The sequence below is a fragment of the Pseudomonas sp. QC2 genome, from assembly GCF_002859085.1.
Lineage (GTDB): Bacteria > Pseudomonadota > Gammaproteobacteria > Pseudomonadales > Pseudomonadaceae > Aquipseudomonas > Aquipseudomonas petroselini.
In genome coordinates, this window is sequence record NZ_PKKS01000014.1 from 142,704 (window position 1) to 158,721 (window position 16,018).

General features: G+C 58.2%; 14 protein-coding genes, 1 tRNA gene and 1 pseudogene. 12 read left to right on the forward strand and 4 right to left on the reverse strand.

The annotated features are described in order from the left end of the window. Positions 1-4: 4 nt before the first annotated feature. From QCBJ_RS13750 to QCBJ_RS13765, 4 genes are all read left to right on the forward strand, one after another. Positions 5-721, forward strand: coding sequence for an MgtC/SapB family protein (locus tag QCBJ_RS13750; RefSeq protein ID WP_012723416.1), 717 nt, complete (start codon positions 5-7; stop codon positions 719-721). 290 nt (positions 722-1,011) lie between these two features. Next, the gene (locus QCBJ_RS13755; protein ID WP_012723417.1) at positions 1,012-1,638 is read left to right on the forward strand and encodes a response regulator transcription factor; all 627 of its coding nucleotides are present in this window, start codon (positions 1,012-1,014) and stop codon (positions 1,636-1,638) included. 6 nt (positions 1,639-1,644) lie between these two features. Beyond that, positions 1,645-5,265, forward strand: a complete 3,621-nt coding sequence (locus QCBJ_RS13760; RefSeq protein WP_102061033.1) for a transporter substrate-binding domain-containing protein — start codon at positions 1,645-1,647, stop codon at positions 5,263-5,265. Between the two features lie 124 nt (positions 5,266-5,389). After that, complete coding sequence (locus tag QCBJ_RS13765) at positions 5,390-5,812, forward strand: chemotaxis protein CheY (protein WP_043206182.1); 423 nt, start codon at positions 5,390-5,392, stop codon at positions 5,810-5,812. Here the strand turns inward: QCBJ_RS13765 and dkgB are convergent. Together dkgB and QCBJ_RS13775 are read right to left on the reverse strand one after the other, a co-directional pair. Beyond that, a complete protein-coding gene (gene dkgB, locus QCBJ_RS13770; RefSeq protein ID WP_102061034.1) occupies positions 5,809-6,627 on the reverse strand; it encodes a 2,5-didehydrogluconate reductase DkgB in 819 nt (272 codons plus the stop codon). The two genes, QCBJ_RS13765 and dkgB, sit on opposite strands and share 4 nt — an antisense overlap. Positions 6,628-6,872: 245 nt before the next feature. Beyond that, entirely contained in the window at positions 6,873-7,955 is a 1,083-nt protein-coding gene (locus tag QCBJ_RS13775) for a 3-deoxy-7-phosphoheptulonate synthase (RefSeq protein ID WP_102061035.1), read from the reverse strand. Positions 7,956-8,562: 607 nt separating this feature from the next. Here QCBJ_RS13775 and QCBJ_RS13780 point away from each other — a divergent pair. Both QCBJ_RS13780 and QCBJ_RS13785 read left to right on the forward strand, forming a co-directional pair. Continuing rightward, positions 8,563-9,312 (forward strand): carbon-nitrogen hydrolase family protein, encoded by a 750-nt coding sequence (locus QCBJ_RS13780; protein WP_102061036.1) that lies wholly within the window; start codon positions 8,563-8,565, stop codon positions 9,310-9,312. Continuing rightward, positions 9,313-9,738, forward strand: coding sequence for a GNAT family N-acetyltransferase (locus tag QCBJ_RS13785; protein WP_102061037.1), 426 nt, complete (start codon positions 9,313-9,315; stop codon positions 9,736-9,738). A 41-nt stretch (positions 9,739-9,779) separates the two neighbouring features. On the opposite strand, the gene QCBJ_RS13790 is transcribed toward QCBJ_RS13785, so the two are convergent. Then, positions 9,780-10,019 (reverse strand): DNA-binding protein, encoded by a 240-nt coding sequence (locus QCBJ_RS13790; RefSeq protein ID WP_080567175.1) that lies wholly within the window; start codon positions 10,017-10,019, stop codon positions 9,780-9,782. Positions 10,020-10,101: 82 nt separating this feature from the next. On the opposite strand from QCBJ_RS13790, the gene QCBJ_RS13795 reads away from it, so the two are divergent. From QCBJ_RS13795 to QCBJ_RS13815, 5 genes are all read left to right on the forward strand, one after another. Further along, a complete protein-coding gene (locus QCBJ_RS13795; RefSeq protein WP_012723425.1) occupies positions 10,102-10,467 on the forward strand; it encodes a helix-turn-helix domain-containing protein in 366 nt (121 codons plus the stop codon). A gap of 152 nt (positions 10,468-10,619) precedes the next feature. Next, positions 10,620-11,261: a UvrY/SirA/GacA family response regulator transcription factor gene (gene uvrY, locus QCBJ_RS13800; protein ID WP_003190387.1), complete on the forward strand. Its 642-nt coding sequence runs from the start codon at positions 10,620-10,622 to the stop codon at positions 11,259-11,261. Between the two features lies 1 nt (position 11,262). Further along, positions 11,263-13,086: an excinuclease ABC subunit UvrC gene (uvrC, locus tag QCBJ_RS13805; RefSeq protein WP_093545044.1), complete on the forward strand. Its 1,824-nt coding sequence runs from the start codon at positions 11,263-11,265 to the stop codon at positions 13,084-13,086. 32 nt (positions 13,087-13,118) lie between these two features. Further along, the gene (pgsA, locus tag QCBJ_RS13810; RefSeq protein ID WP_012723427.1) at positions 13,119-13,679 is read left to right on the forward strand and encodes a CDP-diacylglycerol--glycerol-3-phosphate 3-phosphatidyltransferase; all 561 of its coding nucleotides are present in this window, start codon (positions 13,119-13,121) and stop codon (positions 13,677-13,679) included. A 63-nt stretch (positions 13,680-13,742) separates the two neighbouring features. After that, positions 13,743-13,818, forward strand: a tRNA-Gly gene (locus QCBJ_RS13815). A gap of 922 nt (positions 13,819-14,740) precedes the next feature. Here QCBJ_RS13815 and QCBJ_RS13825 read toward each other — a convergent pair. Continuing rightward, positions 14,741-15,145 (reverse strand): annotated as a pseudogene (locus tag QCBJ_RS13825) (NUDIX domain-containing protein); the annotation flags it as partial. 255 nt (positions 15,146-15,400) lie between these two features. Here QCBJ_RS13825 and QCBJ_RS13830 point away from each other — a divergent pair. After that, positions 15,401-15,847: an NUDIX hydrolase gene (locus QCBJ_RS13830; RefSeq protein WP_012723492.1), complete on the forward strand. Its 447-nt coding sequence runs from the start codon at positions 15,401-15,403 to the stop codon at positions 15,845-15,847. Positions 15,848-16,018: the final 171 nt, after the last annotated feature.

A 16,018-nucleotide genomic window follows, 5' to 3' on the forward strand; every position in this document is an offset into this window, starting at 1 on the left:
TTCTATGCAAGCAATCGACAACATCAACCTCAACTCCCTGGTTGATACGCTGGTCAGCCTCACCGCGGCCTTCATCCTCGGTGGCCTGATCGGTTTCGAGCGCCAGTACCGACAGCGCACGGCAGGTCTGCGGACCAACGTGCTGGTGGCGGTGGGCGCGGCGATCTTCGTCGACATGGCCAACCGTCTCGGCGGTGCGGAAGGCGCGGTGCGGGTGGTGGCGTATGTGGTCTCGGGCATCGGCTTTCTCGGCGCCGGCGTGATCATGCGCGAGGAAGGCAACGTGCGTGGGCTCAACACGGCCGCCACCCTCTGGGCGTCGGCGGCGGTGGGTGCCTGCGCGGGTGCCGACCTGATCCTGGAAGCGCTGCTGGGCACCCTGTTTGTGCTGGCGGCCAACACCTTGCTGCGGCCGATCGTCAATAACATCAACCGTCAGCCGTTGGACGTGGTGTCGGCGGAGGTCACTAATATCCTGTATGTCATTGCACGGCGTACTCAGCAGAAAGCCGTATTGGCGTTGCTGGAAGCCGAGCTGGCGCGTTGTAACTATCCCGCCAGCGATGTCGACGTGCGCCCCTTCGGCACGGAGGAGGTGGAAATAGAAGCCACCCTGGCCGTGACGTCGGTAGACGGTGACGAACTGGATGCGCTGGTGGCGCGAATTTCGATGTCTACCCTTGTCGTGCAGGCGTTCTGGAGCCCCAGTACTACCGAGTAGTCCCCGGCTGTCAGGCATTGTCCCGTGCAACGCGGGTCATGCTATCGCGAGGAAAAGTCCTACAATAATTCGAGACTATCCCTTCATTTGATAAGACACGCTGTTGTTAAGGTTTCCCGCTTGCGCCTCAGGAACCAGGGCGTGGCTCTATGTGTTTACCGTGTTTTATCAAAAGGAGGGGTCTGTACTGCCTGCCGAGTAATCAGCGCCGTTTGTCGGAACTGTTACTTTTCACAGGTAGATAGGTCCCGCGTGATATGTAAGCGTACTGATCCTCTCGGGGGAGTCTTATGAGCAAAGCTTTAATTGTGGATGATCACCCTTTTATACGCGCCACTGTGAAACATCTGTTGAAACAGGAAGGCTTCGTAGAAATCCTGGAAGCGGGCAACGGTGCCGACGCTATGCAGATTGCGCGGGTGCATCGTCCGGACTTGGTCATCCTCGATCTGGCAATGCCCAAGCTCGGCGGGTTGGAGGTGATCAGCCGGATCAAGGCGCTCGAACTGCCTTGCAAGATCCTGGTGCTGACCTCTTATCTGGCGGTGTTCTTCTCCACACGCTGCATGCGCGCCGGTGCCATGGGCTTTGTGGCCAAGACGGGTGAGCTTGATGAGTTGCAAAAGGCAATCAGGGCGATCCGGTCTGGTTACAGTTGCTTCCCCAGCCTGCCCACCAGTTCAGTCCGCCGCGACGATTTGCAGACCACCGAGCAGGAATTGGTGGACGCACTGTCGGACCGCGAGCTGACCGTGTTGCAAAAGTTGGCGCTGGGCCTGGGCAACAAGGAAATCGCTGAGGACATGCTGTTGAGCCATAAGACTATCAGCACCTACAAGACGCGACTCAAGGAGAAGCTGCGCATGTCATCGGTGGTGCACCTGTCCAAGTTTGCGCAGCGCAACCACCTGATCTGATCTGAAATGACCACCTTCCGGCTGGTGAAATTCACGGCCATCCTGCTGTTGGGGCTGTTGCCCTACTCGGCGATGGCCCTGGACGAACCCCATACCCTGCGGCTCCTCGGCCATTCTTCCCTTGAACACCCCAGTGTTGAGCTTGATGAAAGCGACTGGCGCTGGCTGCGCGAGCGGCGCACGTTAGTGATGGGGGTGTCCGCGCCCGACTACGCCCCTTTCGACTTGAGCAACGATAATGATTTTGAAGGGATCACTGCTGACTATACGTGGCTGATCAGCCTTATTTTGAATGTACCTATCGAGGTTAGACGCTACGACACCCGCGATGAAGTGATCGAGGCACTCAAGCTGGGCAACGTGGATCTAGTCGGGTCGGCCAACGGCTATGAGGCGGCCGACAAAGCGCTGGTATTGTCCCGTTCCTACGCCAATGATCAACCCGTATTGGTGACCCGCGCGGGGGACAGTCATTCATTGAGCGTCGACCTGGCCGGCAAACGTGTCGCGATGCTCTACCACTATATGCAGCCCGACGCTGTCCAGGCCTTTTATCCCCAGGCGCAATTGTTGTTATATGGCTCGACCCACCAGGCCATCGGTTCCGTAGCGTTCGGCCAGGCCGATGTTTACCTCGGCGATGCCATCAGCACCCGCTACCTGATCAACAAGAATCACCTGAATAACGTGCGCATGGCTGATTTTTCCGCGCTGGAGGTCAACCCGTTCGGGTTCGCTTTCACCGGGGACAATATCCGCCTGTTGAAGATCGTCAATGCCGCGCTGGCTGTCATCCCGGCCGGCCAGCAGATGGAAATTCTGCGGCGCTGGAGTGCGGGCGGTAGCGGCTTTCTGGAGGCTGACCGGTTGCGCTTGAGTGACAGTGAACAGCGCTGGCTGGAGAAGCATCCACGCGTGAAAGTCGCGGCGCTCGACAAGTTTATGCCGCTGTCATTTTTCAATGAGCAAGGGGAGTTCATCGGCTTGAGTGACGAGGTGTTGTCGCGGATCAGCTTGCGCACAGGCTTGAAATTCGAGGTGGTGCAGGGCAGTTCGTTGCCTCGGCAAGTGGACGAGGTCAGCGCTGGCCAAGTGGAGATGATGGCGGTGATCACGCCCAGCGTCGAGCGCTCCGAGAAAGTCCGTTTTACCCGGCCTTACTTGTCCAACCCCTATGTGCTGGTGGCGCGCGCCAGCGATGAGCACCTGCTTACCCTGGAAGACATGCCCGGCAAACGCCTGGCGTTTATCGGCGGCAACAGCCTCGCCGTGCAAGTGGCGCGGGATTATCCTGGTATCGTCTTTGTGGCGGTCGAGAACCCTGAGCAAGCCATGGAGTTGGTCGCCAAAGGCGGTGTCGATGCGACGGTTGTGTCGCTGATCAGTGCCCGTTACATGATCGCGCGCCATTACCGTGATCGCCTGCGTATCACCAGTACGGTGGGTACGGAACCGGCGCGGATTGCCTTCGGCGTCAATCGCAGCCAGCTGGAACTGTATTCAATCCTCGAGAAGGCGCTGTTGAGTATCACGCCCGAGGAAATGGACGAACTGACCAACCATTGGCGCAGTGAGATCATCATCGAGGACAGCTACTGGATCAGCCATCGCAACGTGATTATCCAAGGGTTCGGCCTGGCAGCCGTGCTGTTGTTGGTCACGTTGGGTTGGGTGCTCTACCTGCGTAACCTGATTCACAAGCGTGCCCAGGCCGAACGGGCCTTGAGCGACCAGATGCGGTTTATGAGCGTGCTGATCGACGGCACGCCCCACCCGATTTATGTACGTGACCGCCAGGGCCGCTTGATGGCGTGTAATAACGCTTACCTTGATGTGTTCGGCTTCAAGTTGGAGGACGTGATCGGCAAGACGGTGGTGGAAACCGACACCGGCAACCCGCCCCAGGCCCAATCTTTCCATGCTGACTATTTGAGCTTGATGGAGCGTGGGGAGCCGCAGATTCACGACCGGGTGCTCAAGGTGCCCGGCGGTGGCGTGCTGACGATTTACCAATGGATGCTGCCGTACCGTGATAGCAACGGCAACGTGGTGGGCATGATTGCTGGCTGGGTGGATGTCAGCGAACGCCAGCGCCTGCTGGGCCAGTTGCAGGAAGCCAAGGAGGAGGCCGACGCCGCCAATCGCGCCAAGACCACCTTCCTGGCGACCATGAGTCATGAGATCCGAACGCCCATGAACGCGGTGATCGGCATGATCGAATTGGCTCAGAAGAACGCCGAGCAGGGCCGCGTCGATCAGGATGCCCTCGAAGTGGCATCGATGGCGTCCCGCAGCATGCTGGAGCTGATCGGCGATATCTTGGACATTGCGCGGATCGAAACCGGTCACCTGTCCCTGACCCTGGCACCTGCCAATCTCCATGAAATGTTGGCTTCCGTGGCGCGGGTTTTCGAGGGGCTGGCGCGGGATAAGGGGCTGTTGCTGCACGTGGCGCTCGACCCGATGATCGACCGGTTAGTGTTGATCGACCCTATGCGCTTCAAACAAGTGGTGTCCAATCTGCTGGGCAATGCCATCAAGTTTACCGCGACCGGCCAGGTACGCCTGGGCGCCCAGTGCACACCGGCAGTGGCGAGCGACCCTCTGAACCTTCGGCTGTATGTGGAGGACACGGGGATTGGCATCAGTGCCGAGGATCAACAACGTTTGTTCAACCCTTTTATCCAGGGCAGCAATAACGATCAATCAGCACGCAGTGGTTCGGGGTTGGGCTTGGTGATCAGTCGCAATCTGTGCGAGATGATGGGCGGCCAACTGCATTTGAGCAGTGTGCTGGGCAAGGGGACTCGGGTGGATGTGACCCTGGCGCTGGAGTTGGCCACCGCTGCACCGCTTTCTTCATCGGCTCCGCCTGTGCCACCGGCTCATGCATTGAGCCTCCTGGTGGTGGATGACTACCCGGCCAACCGCCTGTTGCTGACTCGGCAATTGAGCTTCCTGGGGCATCGCATCGTCACGGCCGAAGATGGCGCCGAGGGGTTCGCACTGTGGCAGGCCGGGCATTTTGATGGCGTGATCACCGATAGCAATATGCCTGTTATGGACGGTTACACGTTGGCCCGTGATATCCGTGCACAAGAGCGTCGGCTCGGCCTGGTTCCGTGCCTGTTGCTGGGGTTCACCGCCAACGCCCAACCGGAGGAAACCGAGCGCTGCAGGCAGGCGGGCATGGATGGTTGTCTATTCAAACCGACCGGTCTTGATGATTTGCGTGTGGCGCTGGCATCACGCACTGCCAGTGCCGCCGTGGAGGACGCCGAACCGACGTTTGATTTGAGCGCATTGGTCATGCTGACGGGGGGCGACGGTGCCGTACTTGATGAGTTGCTGCTGCCATTGCTCAATAGCCTCGCAGAGGACCGCCTGTTGCTGCCGGCGCTGCAACAGCACGCGGATTTCGCCAAGCTGCATGACCTGGCTCATCGTATAAAAGGCGGTGCCCGGATGGTCAGGGCCCAGGCGTTGGTCGCCGGTTGCGAAACCTTGGAGGAGGCGTGTCAAAGGCGTGACCGTGATGCATTGTCGGCAGCGGTGGAGGCGGTTGGCATGGCCGTCGATGGCTTGCATCAGCGCCTGAGCCTGCACCTGCACAGCAAGCACGCCTGATAGCCATTCGGTGGATTTGGGACAACTCCTACATTGAACGGGAATAAGCCTGATTTTGTCGTCAGTGTATGTCTGGAGAATGGGCCTCGCTCACTGACGAGCGATGCCTGCCCAGGGATTCGCCATGCCAAACAAAGCACTGACCATCCTGATTGCCGATGAACAACACCTACAGCGGCTGTACATCGAGAAAATGCTTAACCAGTTGGGGTATCACCGGATCGTACCGGTGCAAACCTTTGAAGAGGTCCAACTCCTCACCGCCATCCCGGCACAGCCCTTTGATGTGCTGATCATCAACGCGGGGCTCGCGATCCACACGTGCCAGCCTCAACCCCAGGCGCATCACGTGCTGGTCTACGATCACCTGGACCTGGGAACAACTCCCGAGGCGACGCCGACGGTGCTGGTCCGGTTGCCCGGTGTGCCGGACAGCGTCAACCTCGAACACTTCATGGACATTATCGACCCTCCCGCGTCCAGCACCGGCCTGCGTGTGCTGCCCTGGCTGCGGGAATTATCCCGCACGCCTGCGGCAGGGGTTTAGTCCCATTGTGGGGCGATACCCTTGGGGCTGGTCAGGCGATGGCCGCGTTCCAACTCGGCAATCTGCGCCATGTCGGCAGCACTCAAGGTCAGTTGCAGGGCCTTGAGGTTGCTTTCCAGGTTGGCGCGTTTGGTCGATGACGGGATGACCGCATAGCCCAGTTGCATCGCCCAAGCCAGCGCCACTTGCGCGGGAGTAGCCTGATGGCGTTCGGCGATTTGCTCGATCACTGGGTCTTTGAGCACATCGCCGTAGGCCAGGGTCATGTAGGACGTGATCTGGATACCGTTAGCGGTGGCGAAGTCCACGACCTTGCGGTTTTGCAGGTAGGGATGCAGTTCGATCTGGTTGGTGGCGATGTTCTCCGCGCCAACGGCTGCAATCGCTTGCTTCATCAAGTCGACGGTGAAGTTGGAGATGCCGATCTGGCGGGTCAGGCCCAGGCGTTTGGCTTCCAGCAACTGGCCCATGAACTCGGCGACAGGCACCTGATCTTCGGGTGAAGGCCAGTGAATCAAGGTGAGGTCCAGATAGTCGGTTTTCAGTTTGCGCAGGCTTTCACGCAGGCTCGGAATCAACTGGCCTTCGGCGAAGTTAGCGATCCAGATTTTGCTGGTGATAAATAGCTCATCGCGCGGCACGCCACTGTCGGCGATGGCTTGGCCGACGTCTGCTTCATTCTCGTAGATCTGCGCGGTGTCGATCACGCGGTAGCCCAGTTCCAGGCCGGCGGCGACGGAATCGATCACCACCTGACCTTGCAGACGGAAGGTGCCAAGGCCGAAGGCCGGAACGTTTTGCGTAGCGATAGACATCAGTAACTCCTGAAGGGGGGTGAACAATGGAGTCGAGTATCCGCCCGTCGTTCCTTCGGAAAAACCGCCGAATCCGAAAAGGACTCTTTACCGCAGGTCACGAATAGTTTGAACGCTGCGCCAACTTACTGAGCCGAACACTGAGCAAATGTGGGTGCTGGTTTGCCTGCGATGGGGCGTGTCAGGCTACAACTCGCTCGCTGATATACCGCTATCGCAGGCCAGCTCCCACATTCTGATCTTCATCAGTCAATGATGGTGTGTTGTTGGCGCAACCGCTCAGCCGCGTTGCGCAACAACTGCTCGGTGCCGCTCCAGCCCAGGCAGCCGTCTGTCACCGACACGCCGTATTTCATCGACGCGCTCAACGCTTGGCAGCCTTCGAACAGGTGGCTTTCGAGCATCATGCCGATCAGCGAGGTGTCGCCTTGCAGGCGCTGTTCCAGCACGTCGTTGAATACCGCCGGTTGACGCAGCGGGTCCTTGCCACTGTTGGCGTGGCTGCAATCGACCATGATCCTCGCCGTCACCTTTGACTTGGCCAAATCTTGCTTCACCTGTGCCACATTCTGCGCATCGTAGTTCGGCCCTCGGTGGCCGCCGCGCAGCACCAAGTGGGTGTCGGGGTTGCCGGGGGTCTGAATGATCGCCGGGTGGCCCTGGCTGTCGACACCGAAGTGGCGGTGCGGATGGGAGGCCGAGCGCATGGCGTCACACGCAATCGCAACGCCGCCGTCGGTGCCGTTCTTGAAGCCCACGGGCATGCCCAGGCCGCTGGCCATTTCACGGTGGATCTGCGATTCGGTGGTGCGCGCGCCAATCGCGACCCAGCTGAGCAGGTCATCGAAGTAGCCGGCGGCCATGGGTTGCAGCAGTTCGGTGGCGACCGGCAAGCCAAGGCGCAGCATTTCGCGCATCAGTTGGCGGGACAGGGTGAGGCCGGCGGCCATGTCATCACTGCCGTCCAGGTGCGGGTCGTAAGCCAAGCCTTTCCAGCCGACGGTGGTGCGCGGTTTTTCGACGTAGGCACGGATCACCAGCAGCATCTGGTCGCTGACGTCCAGCGCGAGCTTCTTGAGGTTGCGTGCGTATTCCATGGCTGACTCAGGGTCATGGATCGAGCACGGGCCGACGATCACCAGCAAACGTGAATCTTCGCCATTGAGGATGGCGCGCACGGCTTGGCGATGGGCGTGGACTTGCTCGTTGAGGAACGGGCTGAGAGGCAATTGGTGCTTGAGCTCAAGAGAGCTGGGCAGGCGCTGGGTCAGGGCTTCATTGGCGCTGGTCAGGGCAGAGACGGGCAAAGCGGCGGTGGCAGAGTTCATATTAAGGCTTCCTGGGCAAGCGGCGGGCTGTTCCCGCGCGCTGGCCCTACTGGGGTGTTCGACAATTGGCCGTATTGGCTACGTGTGTTGGCTTGCCACCAATAGGTGACCGATCGGAGGCGGCAGGCTGTCCCGAGCGGAGCTGGCTAAATCGCCATGCGGTGGAAGTGTCGTAGCGGTAATAAGTGGCGTAGTTCATGTCGTGTGTCCTTTAAGTGTTCTGCGAAATATAGAGGGGCCTGAAAAAACAAAACCCCCGGTCGGGGAGCCGACCGGGGGTTAGATTTCTCTGGTAGGCGACCCCTTGAGTAGTGGCCGCCGATTTCAGGTATCAGGCGCGCCAGTGGCTAAACCAATACCCAAAATAAAAACTTACCGGTGCGCTCGAACCGCTCACACGGGTAGCCGATACCAAGCGCTGGGCGCTGGCAGCAGGGCAAACCTGAGTATGGGTAAGTGGCAACATGGTGAGTCTCCAAATGATGTGGCGAGCTTACTAGAGGCGGGCAGGAGGACTCAATCATTAATTTCTATTGCACGTGGATACCAACGGCTATAGGTCGAGATATGCTGATCCCACGTTGATACCGATTGCTTGGACGCGACCATGACTGCTTTGACCCTTGCTGCTGCTCAATCCATTTCCATCGCCGGAGACCTTGCGGCCAATATCGAACGGCACTTGACGTTCATGGGCGCGGCGGCCCGGCACGGCGTGCAATGGCTGGTGTTTCCGGAGCTGTCGCTGACCGGGTATGAACCTTCATTGGCGGCCGGGTTGGCGATTGCGCCAGACGACCCTGTCTTGGCGCCGCTGCGGGAGATGGCCCAGGCGCTACGGCTGACAGCAGTGGTGGGGATGCCCATCCGCCTGGCGCCGCAGGCCGGTGTGTTGATCGGCGCGCTGGTGTTGGGGGCGGATGGCTCAATGGCGGTCTACACCAAACAGCATTTGCATCCTGGCGAAGAACGGGCATTTGTCGCAGGGCAGGGCGGTGCGCTCCTCGAATGGCGGAGCGAGCGTATCGCGTTGGCGGTGTGCGCGGACTTCTCCCATGCCAGCCATCCGCGCCTGGCGGCTGAGGCTGGAGCCACGGTATACGCCGCCGGCGTGTTGATCAGCGAAGGTGGCTATGCCACTGACAGCGCGTTGCTCCAGGGCTATGCGGCCGAACATGGCTTGCTGGTGCTGATGGCCAACCATGGTGGCCCGTCGGGTGGCTATGTGTGCGCCGGCCGCAGCGCGATCTGGGCGGTTGATGGCAGCTTACTGGCCGCGGCGCCCGGTATTGGCGATGCGCTGGTGATTGCCCGTCGCGATGGCGGGCCATGGACTGGCCAAGTGGTAGCCGTCTGAATGGCGTTCAATCTGCGCGCGGCAACAGACCAGGACCTTCCCTTTGCTCGAAGCCTGACCTTTGCGGCCATGAGCCGTTATTACCTGCAATACGAGCTGGTGTGGTCCAACCAGGGCTTCGACGTCGCTTGGGCCGGGCGTGAGAACTGGCTGATCTGCAACGATGACACCGTGATGGGCTTTATCAGCCTGAGCGCCGATAGGCGGGCACTCTATATCCGTGAGTTGCATATGCTTGAGGCGTATCGCGGGCTGGGTGCGGGCAGTTGGGTGTTGGAACAGATGGCGCTCAAGGCGCAGGCGACGGGTTTATTGCGCTTGACCGTGTTTAAGAACAACCCGGCCAAGAGGCTCTATCAGCGCAGTGGGATGAGCATCGTGGGTGAAGAAGACTGCTTCTGGCGGATGGAGCGTGTTTGCCGTTGAACCTAAACCATGCAGTTGATGCTAATAAGCGCATACTGGCTTCAGGAAACGACTTCCTGAACGTTGTGTTGGCCATCAGCCTCAGCAAGGATGATCCCTTCTTTCATGCCCAAAAGGACCGCCACCTTATGGGCCTCTCCACGCCGTCCCTTTTTACGCCCAGCGAGCACTTGATACGTGGTAGCCGGATCAACGCCGTGCTCGCGGGCGAACGCTTGAACTGACTTTCCTTGATGTTCCAGCCAGGCCTTGGCTTGTGCAGCAGTGCGGATTCCGGGCATAGTTCAAAACCGTTCAAGTTTGTTTAACTAAGAGATGAGCGTGTCACCTCTTGGGGTGTGCCAAATAGGATCATACATCCAAATGAGTGGAATCGGTTCGCGTTTGAGGCAAGAAAGAGAGCGACTTGGCCTGTCGCAAAAAGTTTTCGGTGAAATAGGAGGCGTTGAAGCCAACGCACAAGGCAAATATGAAAGTGGAGGGCGTGCGCCCAAGGCCGATTATTTGTCCCGAGTCGCCGCAAAAGGTGTAGATGTACTTTACGTGTTGACCGGAACTGCTACGCCGATTCAGCTGGAAAACCTCAGCGAGATTGAGGAGAAAGTGTTGGGTAATTATCGCGCGATGTTCAAGGAAGACCAAGCGGCGATCCGCCGCTTGACGTCAACCTTGGCCGAACACTCCGTTTCATTTAATGGAAAAGCCAAGCAGCAGCCTCAAGAATCCTGACCTGTTGCCCAGCAAAATAGAGCCGTCCGCCTCTCGGCGGGCGGCCCCCGTGTATTCAAACTCTATATATATGACGCTTGCAGCTAGGTCTGCGCCTTGGTTTTTTGCTAAGGTGTTCAGCAACCTATAAGACCATATCGCGAGGTGTCTGCTTGATTAGGGTGCTAGTAGTCGATGACCATGATCTCGTTCGTACAGGCATTACACGAATGCTGGCTGACATCGATGGCCTGCAAGTAGTCGGCCAGGCCGAGTCAGGGGAAGAGTCCTTGATCAAGGCTCGGGAGTTGAAGCCCGATGTGGTGCTGATGGACGTCAAGATGCCCGGTATCGGCGGTCTCGGCGCCACGACCAAGTTGTTGCGCAGCCATCCGGATATCAAAGTCGTCGTGGTGACGGTGTGTGAAGAAGACCCGTTTCCGACACGCCTGTTGCAGGCCGGAGCGGCCGGTTACCTGACCAAGGGCGCTGGGCTGGCCGAGATGGTGCAAGCCATTCGCCTGGTATTTGCCGGGCAGCGTTACATCAGCCCGCAGATCGCCCAGCAATTGGCCATCAAGTCTTTCCAGCCCACTAGCGACTCGCCATTCGATGCGTTGTCGGAGCGGGAAATCCAGATCGCCTTGATGATCGTCGGTTGCCAGAAGGTGCAGACGATCTCCGACAAGCTGTGCCTGTCGCCCAAGACCGTCAACACCTACCGCTATCGCATTTTCGAGAAGCTCGCCATCAGCAGTGATGTTGAATTGACCCTGCTCGCAGTGCGCCACGGCATGGTGGACGCCAGCGCCTGACATGACTACACCGTTTGATCCAAGTGCCTTCCTCTCGACCTGCAGTGGCCGCCCCGGCGTGTACCGCATGTTCGACAGCGAGGCACGCCTGCTGTATGTCGGCAAGGCCAAGAACCTGAAGAACCGCCTGGCGAGCTATTTTCGCAAGAGCGGGCTCGCGCCCAAGACTGCTGCGCTGGTGGCGCGTATCGCCCAGGTCGAAACCACCATCACCGCCAATGAAACCGAAGCGCTGTTGCTCGAGCAGACGCTGATCAAGGAATGGCGGCCGCCCTATAACATCCTGCTGCGTGATGATAAATCCTACCCCTACGTGTTTTTATCCGACGGCAACTTCCCACGCCTGAGCATTCACCGGGGGGCGAAGAAGCAGAAGGGCAAGTATTTCGGGCCCTATCCCAGCGCCGGTGCGATCCGCGAAAGCCTGAGCCTGCTGCAAAAGACCTTTTTTGTGCGTCAGTGCGAAGACAGCTTCTACAAGAACCGCACGCGGCCATGCCTGCAATACCAGATCAAACGCTGCAAAGCGCCTTGCGTGGGCCTGGTGGACCCGGCCGAGTACGCCGAGGACGTGCGCCATTCGGTGATGTTCCTCGAAGGGCGCAGCAATGCCCTCACCGACGAACTCTCCGGCGCCATGGAGCAGGCCGCCAGCACCCTGGATTTCGAACGCGCCGCCGAGTTACGTGACCAGATCTCCTTGCTGCGGCGCGTGCAGGATCAGCAGAGCATGGAAGGCGGCACCGGCGACGTGGACGTCATCGCGGCCTTCGTCAATCCGGGCGGCGCCTGTGTGCACCTGATCAGCGTGCGGGGCGGGCGGGTGTTGGGCAGCAAGAATTTCTTTCCGCAGACCGGTATTGACGAAGAAGTGGCCGAAGTCATGGCCGCGTTCCTCGGCCAGTATTACGTCAGCAGCCCCGAGCGCGACTTGCCGTCGGAACTGATCGTCAACGTGGTGCACGAAGACTTTCCCACGCTGATCGAGGCGATCCACGAGCTGCGCGGCCGCGAGCTGGACATCAGCCACCGCGTACGCGGCACCCGCGCGCGTTGGCAGCAACTGGCAGTGACCAATGCCGAACAGGCCCTGGGCGCACGTCTGGCAAATCGACAGCACGTCGCCGCACGCTTTGACGCCCTGGCCGAAGTCCTCAACCTGGACGAACCGCCCCAGCGCCTGGAGTGCTACGACATCAGTCACTCCAGCGGCGAGGCCACCGTGGCGTCCTGCGTGGTGTTCGGGCCGGAAGGGCCGATCAAATCCGATTACCGGCGCTATAACATCGAAGGCGTCACTGCCGGCGATGACTATGCCGCCATGCACCAGGCCCTGACGCGGCGCTTCAGCAAGCTGAAGGACGGCGAAGGCAAGTTGCCGGATATCCTGTTGGTGGACGGCGGCAAGGGCCAGCTGTCCATGGCCCGCGACGTGCTCAACGAACTGGCGGTGCCCGACCTGATCCTGCTAGGCGTGGCCAAGGGCGCCACGCGCAAGGCCGGTTTCGAGACGTTGTACTTGAATGATGCCGCCCATGAGTTCACCTTGAAGGGCGACTCACCGGCGCTGCACCTGATCCAACAGATCCGCGATGAAGCCCACCGTTTCGCAATTACCGGCCACCGTGCCCGGCGCGGCAAAACCCGGCGAACCTCAACCCTGGAAGGGGTGGCGGGCGTTGGGCCGACACGGCGTCGCGACTTGCTTAAACATTTTGGTGGCTTGCAGGAGCTGTCCCGTGCCAGCATTGACGAAATAGCCAAAGCACCCGGTATCAGTAAAAAGCTCGCTGAGTTGATTTATGCGAATCTGCATAGCGAATAGAATGCCTTTCCACCTCGTAGCCAGTTGTGCCGATGAATATCCCTAATCTGATCACCGTTCTACGCGTCCTGCTTATTCCGATTTTTATTCTGTTGTTTTATTTGCCGTACGAATGGAGCTATATGGCTTCCAGTTCGGTGTTCGCGTTTGCGGCCGCCACCGACTGGCTCGACGGCTACCTGGCCCGCCGCCTGGAACAGAGCACGCCCTTCGGCGCGTTCCTCGACCCGGTGGCCGACAAACTCATGGTGGCCGTTGCGCTGGTCCTGCTGGTGCAGGAACACGGCAACCTGTGGCTGACCCTGCCGGCCGCCGTGATCATCGGCCGTGAGATAGTGGTTTCGGCCCTGCGCGAATGGATGGCCGAAATCGGTGCCCGCGCCCACGTCGCCGTCTCCAACATGGGCAAATGGAAAACCGCCGCGCAGATGCTCGCGTTGGTCATCCTGCTGGCCAACCCGTCGGACTTCACCTTCTGGGTCCTGCTGGGCTACGCCCTGCTGCTCATCGCCGCCGGCCTGACCTTGTGGTCCATGCTCCAGTATCTGCGCGCCGCCTGGCCGCATCTGCGCACCACCGTTGAAAAGAAATAAAACTTTTTTGAATCAAGGGGTTGACGGGTTCTGATAATTCTATAGAATGCGCATCACCAAGACGCGGGAATAGCTCAGTTGGTAGAGCACGACCTTGCCAAGGTCGGGGTCGCGAGTTCGAGTCTCGTTTCCCGCTCCAAACACAAAGAAAAAGCCACTCTAGCGAGTGGCTTTTTTTTGCCTGGGATTTATGAAATAGACGCTTAGGCGTCTTTTTTCGTTTCTGCGGAAAACCACTGGAAATCAGGGTGATCCAGTACGTATAAGTAGTTTCATAAGTGGTTTTTACGGAACCACTAGAAAACGTATTTTGGCAGGATCACTTGAGGTTGTCGGACGCACGTCGGCGGGGCTGCTGGCGCCTCCGGCCAGTATGTGTCATGAGTCATCAAGTTTCGCCTCGGTGTCCTTCCGTGATCGATGAAGCCATTCTTAAGGGCTCTTCGCTATTTGCCAAGCTTTGCCTGTGAGCCATATTTTTACTTCTTTTGTACGGCGATGCGTGACGGGTTGCAATGTCCTGAAGTAAGCCTGTAGCCCGTACAGTGTTTTAGCTTGCCCGCGTACGGTATGTTTGCCAGACGCTTACAGGTAGACCCTCTAGATTTCAATGGGTCGAACGCTAGATACATGCCCCATTTCCCGCTCTAAACACAAAGAAAAAGCCACTCTAACAAGTGGCTTTTTTTGCCAACCCGCCTCGACCAGCTGGCGGTTCTCAGCACCATCGAGCAACGCAAAGCCTTCACCACGGCTGAAAGTTTGGCGGGGAGGTCGCGGGAGCAGGTGAGTCGGGAAATTAAGGCTGGGCGGTTGTTAGCGATCAGTCAGGGTAATCGTGGGTTGCGCGTTCTGGATTGGCATCTGGTTTCTGTGCGGCTTGCACAAACGCAGATGGTCTTGGCTACAGGCAGCGCAATGGTTTCTTGGGATGTTTTTTGGTAGATCTCAAATCAGCTAGCGATTCAATGATTGCACGTCAATTTGATCGCGAGGTTGGTGTGTCGCACCTTGGGTGCCTTATTGAACTGGCTCAAGACGAGTTGAACCCACACTTGGGCTTCAGCGAGGGTAATCCGGAGAAAGCTTAAAGCATCCTTGAAAACCTGATGCCATCTTTCAGAAGGCTCACTCATCAGCGGATGCCAGAAAAATCTGAATTCATGACCTCCATCATCTTCTGCAAAATGCACCCATGTATCGGGAAGGTCTTGGGCAACATGACACTCATGAAACGCCCATATATGCCCCGTTACAATGGAACGCCACTCACCCAAATCTCGCCTTGCCGTGGATTGAATCCCAGCTTCTTCTATCAACTCTCGCACCGCAGCCAAGTCGGTTGACTCGCCGGGTTCGACACTGCCTTTGACCAATTGCAGGCCCGCCAATGGATGCTCAAACGCCAAGATCTCCAACGTTTCGCGGGCTCGCAGAACCACAGGACAAGATTTATCTGCTGTCATACCGCCACACCTTTTTTAATCATCCTTATGTGAGTCGAGCAGCATAAGGGGAGCAAGCATAGCCCCTGGTACTGATTGTCATTTTTTTGGGTCGCTTACCTCCCAGGATCATTCATCAAGCCTATGCATTGAAGTCCAGTAGGCATAAATGTCAGTTCACACATGGTGTATCATGCGTGCCGTCTGACAGCTACTGAGCCTTGCGCTGACGTACACAGTACCTACTGCTCGACAATCCAAAAGGGCGTTTTATTCATGTCAGAGTCATACATTCGGCCTCTTGCTCTTTGCATTTTTCATAATCGCGGAAAAATACTGGTCAACCAATTCTATGACGCCTGTGACGGGCAGACTCTTTTTCGCCCTATTGGTGGAGGCATTGAGTTTGGTGAAAGGGGTATCGATGCCATCGCCCGAGAAGTGCGGGAGGAGCTGGGCCTATCGATCAGCGACATTCGGCTGATTGGCACTTTGGAAAGCATTTTCATCTACGCGGGGAAGCCAGGACACGAGATTGTCCAAATTTACGATGCAAGGTTTGACGACGTAACGGTCTATGAGCAGCCTTGGCTAGACGGTTGTGAAAGTGACGGTGCAGCGTTCAAAGCCATTTGGCATAACAGCTCCAGTTTCACCGCGACGTCCCGCTTAGTACCTGAAGGGCTATCCGATCTGCTCAAGAACGCTTCGCTGTTAGATTGAATACCGACTCAGTTAAAAAAGGATCAGACCGCGTTTCTGAAAAAAGGGCTCGCCCTCTTTTTTACATCGCTTGCCGACATTGACGCAATGGGTCAGACAGACAGATGAGCCGCTTTGGCCCATGTCGATATCAGGCGCTTGTGTGCCGCTATGAGGCTATTTTCGCGGCGG